Annotated in this window: 9 protein-coding genes and 1 rRNA gene; 1 reads left to right on the plus strand and 9 read right to left on the minus strand. The window is 39.0% G+C overall.

Going from position 1 to position 9,825, the window contains the following annotated elements:
• The first annotated feature begins 143 nt into the window (after positions 1 to 143).
• Positions 144 to 713 (plus strand): hypothetical protein, encoded by a 570-nt coding sequence (locus tag ACFTQ7_RS23180; RefSeq protein WP_386831494.1) that lies wholly within the window; start codon positions 144 to 146, stop codon positions 711 to 713.
• 154 nt (positions 714 to 867) lie between these two features.
• Here the strand turns inward: ACFTQ7_RS23180 and ACFTQ7_RS23185 are convergent, their stop codons facing one another.
• From ACFTQ7_RS23185 to rrf, 9 genes are all read right to left on the minus strand, one after another.
• A complete protein-coding gene (locus tag ACFTQ7_RS23185; protein WP_386831496.1) occupies positions 868 to 1,041 on the minus strand; it encodes a zinc-ribbon domain-containing protein in 174 nt (57 codons plus the stop codon).
• A 155-nt stretch (positions 1,042 to 1,196) separates the two neighbouring features.
• Entirely contained in the window at positions 1,197 to 2,492 is a 1,296-nt protein-coding gene (gene eno, locus ACFTQ7_RS23190) for a phosphopyruvate hydratase (RefSeq protein ID WP_386831498.1), read from the minus strand.
• Positions 2,493 to 2,494: 2 nt separating this feature from the next.
• Entirely contained in the window at positions 2,495 to 4,036 is a 1,542-nt protein-coding gene (gpmI, locus tag ACFTQ7_RS23195) for a 2,3-bisphosphoglycerate-independent phosphoglycerate mutase (protein ID WP_386831500.1), read from the minus strand.
• Entirely contained in the window at positions 4,029 to 4,790 is a 762-nt protein-coding gene (tpiA, locus tag ACFTQ7_RS23200) for a triose-phosphate isomerase (protein ID WP_197143195.1), read from the minus strand. Before tpiA ends, gpmI begins: the two co-directional genes overlap by 8 nt.
• Positions 4,791 to 4,820: 30 nt before the next feature.
• On the minus strand, positions 4,821 to 6,005 hold the full coding sequence (locus tag ACFTQ7_RS23205; RefSeq protein ID WP_386831502.1) for a phosphoglycerate kinase: 1,185 nt from the start codon (positions 6,003 to 6,005) through the stop codon (positions 4,821 to 4,823).
• A gap of 476 nt (positions 6,006 to 6,481) precedes the next feature.
• Positions 6,482 to 7,498 (minus strand): type I glyceraldehyde-3-phosphate dehydrogenase, encoded by a 1,017-nt coding sequence (gene gap / locus ACFTQ7_RS23210; RefSeq protein ID WP_386831504.1) that lies wholly within the window; start codon positions 7,496 to 7,498, stop codon positions 6,482 to 6,484.
• Positions 7,499 to 7,622: 124 nt separating this feature from the next.
• A complete protein-coding gene (locus ACFTQ7_RS23215; RefSeq protein WP_386831506.1) occupies positions 7,623 to 8,654 on the minus strand; it encodes a sugar-binding transcriptional regulator in 1,032 nt (343 codons plus the stop codon).
• 573 nt (positions 8,655 to 9,227) lie between these two features.
• The gene (locus ACFTQ7_RS23220) at positions 9,228 to 9,350 is read right to left on the minus strand and encodes a hypothetical protein (protein ID WP_263297453.1); all 123 of its coding nucleotides are present in this window, start codon (positions 9,348 to 9,350) and stop codon (positions 9,228 to 9,230) included.
• 383 nt (positions 9,351 to 9,733) lie between these two features.
• Positions 9,734 to 9,825, minus strand: a 5S ribosomal RNA gene (gene rrf, locus ACFTQ7_RS23225); the annotation flags it as partial.

Below are 9,825 nucleotides of genomic sequence, written 5' to 3' on the forward strand. Positions count from 1 at the left end.
GGCTAGCCTATCTGATCACTTCTCTTGGGGACCCGCAAAAGCTGGCCCTCTAAACCCGCCCCGTCCGAGTAAATTGCACTTGCTAATCGCCCGTTTCCCTTGCATTTTTTAGAATAAGATAGCAAAAAAAAGGGGGGAATGAAATGAATAGTTTACTTCGACATCACGGATGTTGCGATGGATGTCATCAAGATCACTCTTGCTCACTTTCTACTACTTCTGAAAATAATTGTGGCAATTGTAAACTAGGTCCATTTATAGCCATTGATAGAAACTGTACACCTATGTCTAACCCAATCCCGATGTGTTGTGGAATTGCGTTAGGTGTAAATAGTAGCCCTACTCTATCTTTAAACGAGGATGCAGAGCTTATTTCAACAGTAACCATTACTGTAAATGACTCTGATAATATTGTAAGATTACTACCGTCAATATGGTCGGCTACTAGTTCATCTTTGGTAACGGATCCAACGCTAAGGGGGAATACTGTAGAATTTTTCATTATCAGAACTTCGGATAATGCTGTGATAAGGTTGGTTTTTAATACAAACTTTGATGAAATGGTGACTACTTTCACAGCTTTGGATCAACCGGGAGCAGGAACATTTACGTATAACTTATTTGGAAGACTTATTAGATCGACTACACCCGTCCAAAGCGAAGTAATAAGTTCAGTTAACTTTACAGCTGAGCAGCTTAGTGGTACAACATAAAGAAATCAAATGAGAGTTGCATGAATGCATGTAAATGCAATCATAGCAGCTCGTCTTTACTCTATTGACATTACATAAGCTATTGTTGAGTTGATAAAAGTTATAATTTCTTAGCTCTCCGGTCAACGTTTACCTGAAATGAACAATGCTTCTTCTAAATAGACACATCAAATAAAGGCGGCTTCCCATTCATACCTTCACTGAACACCCACCAAACTTTTTTATTGTAAGCTCGCTTAACATCAAATGGGCTAAGTCTACCGTTTTCAGTAGGATGCCACTCCTTGGCTATTTCAGTAAATTCTTTTAACCAATCTTTAATTAACAACAAAAAACCCCCAATCTATAAGCGTTTATCACACTTATAAATCAGAGGTTGTAACAATACAGTTGTATTGCTTATTTCATCTTGTTGTATTGCATAATTTAAAGTTGTTCAAAAATGCTGTGTATTACTAAGTAGGGTATTTTCGCTTAAGAAAATTACTTCTTAAGATTGTAGAACGATTGTAACCCAAGATACTCAGCTGTTGAACCAAGTTGATCTTCGATGCGAAGAAGTTGGTTGTATTTAGCTACACGGTCTGTACGTGATGGAGCACCTGTTTTAATTTGGCCAGCGTTTGTAGCAACTGCGATATCAGCAATTGTTGCATCCTCAGATTCACCAGAACGGTGTGAGATTACTGCTGTATAACCAGCGCGTTTTGCCATTTCGATCGCTTCAAATGTTTCTGTTAACGTACCGATTTGGTTAACTTTGATAAGGATTGCATTCCCAACACCTTGCTCAATACCAGCCGCTAATTTTTTCGTATTTGTTACGAATAGATCGTCGCCTACTAATTGTACGCGAGCGCCAATGCGGTCTGTTAATAATTTGTGTCCTGCCCAGTCGTTTTCGTCTAAGCCATCTTCAATTGAGATGATTGGGTATTTAGCAGTTAACTCTTCGTACCAGTCAACCATTTCTTCAGAAGTTTTGACAACACCTTCACCCTCTAAGTGATATTTGCCATCTTCTTTATTGAATAATTCAGATGAAGCAACGTCCATTGCAAGTTTCACTTCTTCACCTGGTTTATAGCCAGCTTTTTCGATTGCTTCTAAAATTACAGTAATTGCTTCTTCGTTAGAACCAAGGTTTGGTGCAAAACCACCTTCATCACCTACAGCTGTATTATAGCCTTTCGCTTTAAGTACTGCTTTTAAGTTGTGGAAGATTTCAGCACCCATACGTAATGCATGACGGAATGATTCTGCTCCTACAGGCATTACCATGAATTCTTGAATGTCTACGTTGTTATCAGCGTGAGCACCACCATTTATGATGTTCATCATTGGTACTGGTAGTTGTTTTGCGTTAAATCCACCAAGATATTGATAAAGAGGTACATCTAAATAATCTGCCGCAGCATGTGCAACTGCCATTGATACACCTAGAATAGCGTTGGCACCTAACTTACCTTTGTTTTCTGTGCCATCTAGCTCGATTAAAGCTTTGTCGATGACTACTTGATCAAGAACTGAGTAGTTACCTTCTAGCTCTTGAGCAATAATTGTGTTTACATTTTCAACTGCTTTTAATACACCTTTGCCTAGGTAACGTGATTTGTCACCGTCGCGTAATTCTACTGCCTCATATTCACCTGTAGATGCACCTGATGGTACGATAGAGCGTCCAAAAGCGCCTGATTCTGTAAATACTTCAACTTCTACTGTTGGGTTCCCACGTGAGTCTAAAACTTCGCGCGCATAAATCTGTGTAATAAATGGCATAATTAATTCTCCTCTTTTTCAATTAATGATTGACCTGTCATTTCAGAAGGTTGTGACACCTCTAATAATTCTAACATGGTTGGCGCCAAATCGGCTAAAATGCCACCATTTCTTAACATTAAATTTGATTTTGTCACAATTACTGGAACAGGATTTGTTGTATGAGCTGTCATCGGAGCCCCTTCTAAAGTAAGTACTTCATCAGAGTTCCCATGGTCAGCTGTAATAATAGCTGCGCCACCTTTTGCAAGGAGTGCATCTACTACTTTCCCAAGACATTCATCGACTGTTTCAATGGCCTTGATTGTTGGCTCCAACATTCCGCTATGCCCAACCATGTCAGGGTTAGCGAAATTAAGAATAATGCCATCAAATTTATCGGCCTCAATCTCTGCAAGCAATGCTTCTGTTACCTCATAAGCACTCATTTCAGGTTTTAAATCGTATGTTGCAACCTTTGGAGATGCAATTAAAATACGTTCTTCCCCGGCAAAATTATCCTCACGACCACCACTCATAAAGAATGTAACATGCGGATACTTTTCTGTTTCTGCAATACGAAGCTGTGTTTTACCATTAGAAGCTAACACTTCACCAATCGTATTTTTCAAGTTGTCGCTTTCATACGCAACTTGTGCATTTACTTCATCACTATAATGTGTGAAAGATACAAATTTTAAATTCTCTGGATGTTTAGCTGATATTGCAAAGCCATCAAATTCATCATTTGTAAACACTTTAGATAGTTGAATTGCACGATCAGGGCGGAAATTGAAGAAAATAACTGCGTCATTATCGTCAATCGTTGCCACTGCTTCACCATGCTCTTGAACGCTAAATGGAATAACAAACTCATCTGTTACATCACGTTCATATGATTCAGCTACACCACTTGTTGCACTATCGGCTGTTTGACCAACACCATCAACTAGTACATTGTACGTAAGAGCTACACGATCCCAACGTTTATCACGATCCATCGCATAATAACGACCATGAATAGAAGCGAATTGACCTACGCCAATTTCCTCTATTTGTTTTTCAGTTTCTTTAATATAGTCTAAAGCTGTTGTCGGTCCAACATCACGACCATCTAAGAAACCATGTACAAAGACTTTGTCTAAGCCTTGTTGCTTTGTAAGCTTTAATAGTGCAAACATATGCTCATAGTGACTATGTACGCCACCATCTGATAGTAAGCCCATAATATGAAGCTTAGATTGATGTGCTTTCACATGTGCCATGGCATCCAAAAATGCTTGATTCGTAAAGAAATCTCCATCACGAATTGATTTGTTTAAGCGTGTTAAGCTTTGATAGACAATACGTCCAGCTCCGATATTCAGGTGTCCAACTTCAGAGTTCCCCATTTGACCATCGGGTAACCCCACCGCTTCACCTGCTGCCGTTAATGTTGAGTGCGGGAACTCATTCCAAAAACGATCGAAATTAGGTTTGTTTGCCTGAGCTACTGCATTTCCGAACGTTTCATCGCGGAATGCAAAGCCATCTAAAATAATTAATGCTACTGGCTTTTTAGGCATTTGCTGCCGCCTCCAATAATTTTAAATATGAATCTGGTTGTAAGCTTGCACCGCCAACTAAAGCGCCATCGATATGCTCTTTTGATAATAATTCCTGAATGTTTTCAGGTTTTACGCTACCGCCATATTGAATACGTACAGCAGCGGCCGTTTCAGCATTATATAATTCCTTAATTACTGCACGAATTGCTCCGCATACTTGGTTAGCATCTTCTGCTGTAGCTGTTTTCCCTGTACCAATTGCCCAAATAGGCTCGTAGGCGATTACCATATGCTCTACTTCTTGTGCCCCAAATCCAGCAAGTGCAGCTGTAATTTGATGAGCAACTTTTTGCTCAGTAGTTCCCGCTTCACGTTCCTCAAGCGTTTCTCCACAGCAAATAATTGGTACGATATTATGTGCAAGTGCTGCAGCAACCTTTTTATTGATAGCTTCATCTGTTTCGTTATAATATTCACGTCGTTCAGAATGTCCTAAAATAACATAGTCTACTTCCACACTTGCTAACTGAGCTGGACTAACTTCTCCAGTAAAGGCACCTTCGTTTTCATAGTGCATCGTTTGTGCACCAATAGCTAACTCAGATTCACTCGCAACTTGGACAAGCGTAGGTAGGTAAAGTGCTGGTGCACAAACAACAGCGTCTACTTTATCATTTGAAGGAATTTTGTCCTGTACCGCATCGACAAACTGAATAGCCTCTTCAAATGTTTTATACATTTTCCAGTTACCTGCAATAATTGGTTTGCGCATTGTTTTTGCCTCCTATATTTTTTATTCCGTTTACTTATCGTTTAATGCCACAATTCCCGGAAGTTCTTTCCCTTCCATCAATTCAAGTGATGCTCCGCCACCTGTAGAAATATGGTCCATTTTATCGGCAACTTCAAATTTTTCTACTGCTGCTGCAGAATCCCCGCCACCAATTACTGTATAACCAGTTGTTGTTGCCATAGCTTCAGCTACAGTTTTTGTACCATTCGCAAATTTATCCATTTCAAAGACACCCATTGGTCCATTCCAAATGATTAATTTAGAATCTTTAATAACCTCTGCATATTTAGCAGCCGTTTTCGGACCAATATCTAAGCCCATCCAATCTGCTGGTATAGCGTCTACATCAACAATTTTTGTTTCAGCATCTTTTGAAAATTCATTTGCGACAACTGCATCGATTGGCATATGTAATTGCACGCCTTTTGCCTTTGCCTTTTCAATAAAGGATTTTGCTAAGTCGATTTTATCTTCCTCTAATAAAGATTTACCGATATCATAGCCTTGCGCTTTAATGAATGTGAATGATAAACCGCCACCGATAATTAAGTGATCCACTTTTTCTAATAAGCTTTCAATTACACCGATTTTGTCTTTTACTTTGGCACCACCGATAATGGCTGTAAATGGATGCTCTGGCTTAGATAATGCTTTACCTAGCACATCTAATTCCTTTTGCATAAGGAAACCAGATACTGCCGGTACATGTTTAGCAATTCCTTCAGTTGACGCGTGTGCACGGTGAGCTGCGCCGAACGCATCATTAACGTAAACGTCCGCTAATTTTGCAAATTGCTCTGCTAATGCAGCATCATTTTTTTCTTCACCAGCGTGGAAGCGTACATTTTCAAGTAACATAATGTCACCATTTTGCATATTTGCAACAGCATCTTCTACTTTATCACCAATTGACTCATCTAATTTAGTAACAGGCTTACCCATTAATTCAGCTAAACGTACACCTACTGCAGTTAAGCGCATATCCTCTTTTACTTCACCCTTTGGACGTCCTAAATGAGAGGCTAAAATGACTTTGGCACCTTGCTCCACTAAATATTCAATTGTAGGGATTGCTGCTCGGATACGTGTTTCGTCAGTAATCGCACCATCTGCCATCGGTACATTAAAATCAACACGTACAAATACGCGCTTCCCTTTTACATCAACATCTTTCATCGTCTTCTTATTTAACATGAAGAAACCCCCTTCAAAGTTTTAGTCATGAAATTCCTGGATTCACCCATCTTGGCTCCTCACATCATTCACGTAACTGTTTTATTGTTCCATCAACACATAAAGTTATAACAAGCCTTTTCAGCTAGTATCATCCAAACCTTTAATGAAATACTCTGACTTATCACCAAAAGTTAGACATGGCATTTGTTAAAATATGTACTCAAGGAGCCGCCCGGTCGGAACGGACATCAACCCACATTTTGGAGAGTACCCTTTACTTGCCTTTATAGTAGCAAAAGTCACGTTCTATGTCTTGCAATTGCATAACCTGCACATCGAATTTATATTACGTATAAAAAAGGAGTAAGGGTAAATTTCCCTTACTCCATTACCCTTGTATATTATATCCGTTAGATATTATAAAGGCTATACTTTTTGTGCGCAAAAAGCAGTATTATGTCACACTTTTTACTTTAGTTATCGAATTATGACACTTATTTATTGTTAAATCCTTTTTCTGCGATATATAAAGCTAAGTCCATTAAACGAGTAGAGTAACCAATTTCGTTATCATACCATGCTAGGACCTTTACCATACTATTTTCTAATACCATTGTAGAAAGACCATCTACAGTTGAAGAGTTATGGTTACCATTGTAGTCAATTGACACTAATGGAAGCTCATTGTATCCTAAAATACCTTTAAGCTCTTTTTCTGAAGCTTCTTTTAATGCAGCATTAATGGATTCTTTTGTTACTTCTGCTTTTAGCTCTACTACTAAGTCAACACATGACACGTTTGGTGTTGGTACACGCATAGAGAAGCCGTCTAATTTACCTTTTAATTGAGGTAATACTTTTGAAACTGCTACTGCTGCCCCTGTTGTTGTTGGAATCATTGACACTGCACCAGCACGTGCGCGACGTGGATCAGAGTGCGGGAAGTCAAGGATACGTTGATCGTTTGTATATGAGTGAATTGTCGTCATCATACCACGTTCAATACCAAATTTTTCATCAAGTATTTTTGCAACTGGTGCTAGACAGTTTGTTGTACAAGAAGCGTTTGAAATAACATCATCTGTTTCAGGGTTATAATCTTCATGGTTAACACCCATTACAAACGTTGGCATTTCGCCCTTCGCTGGAGCTGAAAGGATAGCTTTTTTTGCACCTGCTTGAACATGTTTTCCTACTTCTTCCATCGAACGGAATCTACCTGTACATTCAAGTACTACATCTACGCCTAGTTCACCCCAAGGTAAGTTAGCAGGATCTTTTTCTGCATACACGTTAATTTTCTTTCCATTTACTACGAAAGAATCGCCTTCTGCATAAACATCAGCATCGTAGATACCGTGTACTGAATCATAAGTTAATAAGTGTGCAAGTTGACCTGCATCTGTTAGATCATTTACTGCAACCACTTCGATTTCATCGTGTTTCATAGCTTCACGAAATACTAATCGTCCAATACGTCCAAATCCGTTAATCGCTAATTTTAATGCCATTGTTAATTCCTCCAATATTGTTTAAATAATTTATTTTTGCCTCGGACATTTATAATATCCGCAATTGGCTTTATTCTCATTCAAGGGTTTTTAACACCCGCTTAAATACGAGTTCCTTAGTCATTTATAAAGAAGGTAAACCTTCAGCAATCGCTTTTGCGGCTACCTCATCCGTTATAAAAATGGTTTGCTTTGGTGCTACCTTAAAGTACGATAGCATTGCCTTCACTTTTTGTTTACCAGCAGCAACTGCTATGATTTTCTTACTTCTTTGAACTTGCTCAAACTGAATACCGATTGTTCGAATTCGATGTACAATTTCGCCTTCTGCATTGAAATAATAGCCAAACGCTTCACTAACTGCACCCTTTTCTTCGAGTATCCGTAAATCTTCAGGCGATGAATTGCGACGAACAGCCATTTCCTCTGCTGAGCCAATACCATGGATAACACAATCTGCATGATCATAATAATTCATCATTTCAGTTACCATTGGCTCTGTTAACATTGCTTGATAGGCCTGCTCACTTAAATGCTCCGGTAAAAACAAAGTACGATACTGTGCATTCATTTGCATGGCAAATGTTGAGACAAGTGTATTGGCTTGCATTTGCATTTCATGTCCAATACCACCACGAGCAGCAACAAATGTGATGTTGTGTGTATCAGCTGGATGTAAAAATTGCGCAAGTGATGCAACCGACTTTCCACCTGTAACAGCCACTGTTTGACCATCAAAGCTAGTTGCCATAAATTGTTGTGCTGCCTCTTTTCCAAGCAATGTTAATATCGTATCGTCTTCATTGTAATCACCTGGAACAACAATTACATGCTGTAAGCCAAAATGGTTTTCCAATAATTTAGCTAGCTGTGTCAGACCAGACCATTCATAAACTAGTGCTCGTAGCTTATCAATAACTGCTTCACCTTCGTCTGTACATACCATACCCGACTTTTGAGAATCTAATAACCCTTGCTCACGTAAAATATCCGTTTCTTTACGAATTTCGCGTTCGGTCATTTTAAGTGACTCTGCAAGTGTTCGACGCCCAATTGGCTGCATAAGCTGAACTGTTTGCAAAATACGATATCTCGATTGTAGAAGCGGATACATTTCAGGAAGTAGCCTTTGCTGTGCCTCAGGTACAGATAACATATTAACCTACTCCCTTTTTAATAGTTGTGGGTTAAATTATGTCCCACTATATAAAATTATGTCCCACTTACAACTTTATTATAATACGCTTTAAAATAAAGAGCAAGTAAATGCTATGTATTGGCATTGAAAATTATTTTAAGCATAGTGGCCTAATTACGCCTGTGTTGGGTTTCATTGGAATGTGGGGCTCTTTAATGGCTCCTCGGCATATCGAAGGGGTGATTTCCGTTCCAGGCTACTCGCTTCGCTTTCGTACAGAGCAAAGCTTTCTGTGGACGAGCGTCGAGCCGCTTCCTCCGCTAAAGGAACGAAGGCTAAATGCGTCACGTCCTGTGACAATGCCTCCGTGACCAACATCATGTTGGCCTCAGGGTCTCGCCTGTCTCGCTTTCCCACGGGAGTCGAGTAGCCTTCCACTCCAATCAGCAATAGTGTAGAATTTTTATAAATTTATCCCGCGTAACAGTGCGGTAAGATCGTGAAATCAAACAAGATCTCTAACCATTTTGTTTTTCAACATAATAAAAACCCGTAACCAAATTTGTCATGGTTACGAGTTTTTTTGTTAGCTTATTTTGTGAAAGATAAAATTGCGTTTTTCTTAAATCCGCCTAAAGCTTTTGTTGCTTCATTTTTATTTGTGTATTCAAAAATACGAACGTCCTTTTTCTCAAATACTGTAATAACCCACATTGTAAATTCTCCCTTCAAATATACGTTTTTGTATTATAACAACCACTTAAAATGTGATACTTTTGATAAACTGTTTTATAACAACTTCTTACTGATTCCTATTCTACTCCTTTTTTTAAAAAAATAAAGCCTAATGTGAAGGTCTTCACAAACTGTTCAAATTCTAAACGTTTTCATTGAACAATTTGTGAATTGTCGTTATTACCGCTAAAAATTTGGGTAAATTAAAAATTCATCTACACATTACGTGTTACGCCCCACTTTCATCGCCTGAAGACTACATAATTGGCAGGAGCGAGCCATAATAATATCGTTTGGATGAACATTTACTAAAAAACTGCAAATAAAAAAAGCCGAGGAATGAATCCTCGACTTTTTCTGGTGCCTAGCGACGTCCTACTCTCACAGGGGGAAGCCCCCAACTACCATCGGCGCTAAAGAGCTTAACTTCCGTGTTCGGTATGGGAACGGGTGT

The organism is Lysinibacillus sp. NPDC056959, assembly GCF_042674095.1.
GTDB classification, from domain to species: Bacteria; Bacillota; Bacilli; order Bacillales_A; family Planococcaceae; genus Lysinibacillus; species Lysinibacillus zambalensis.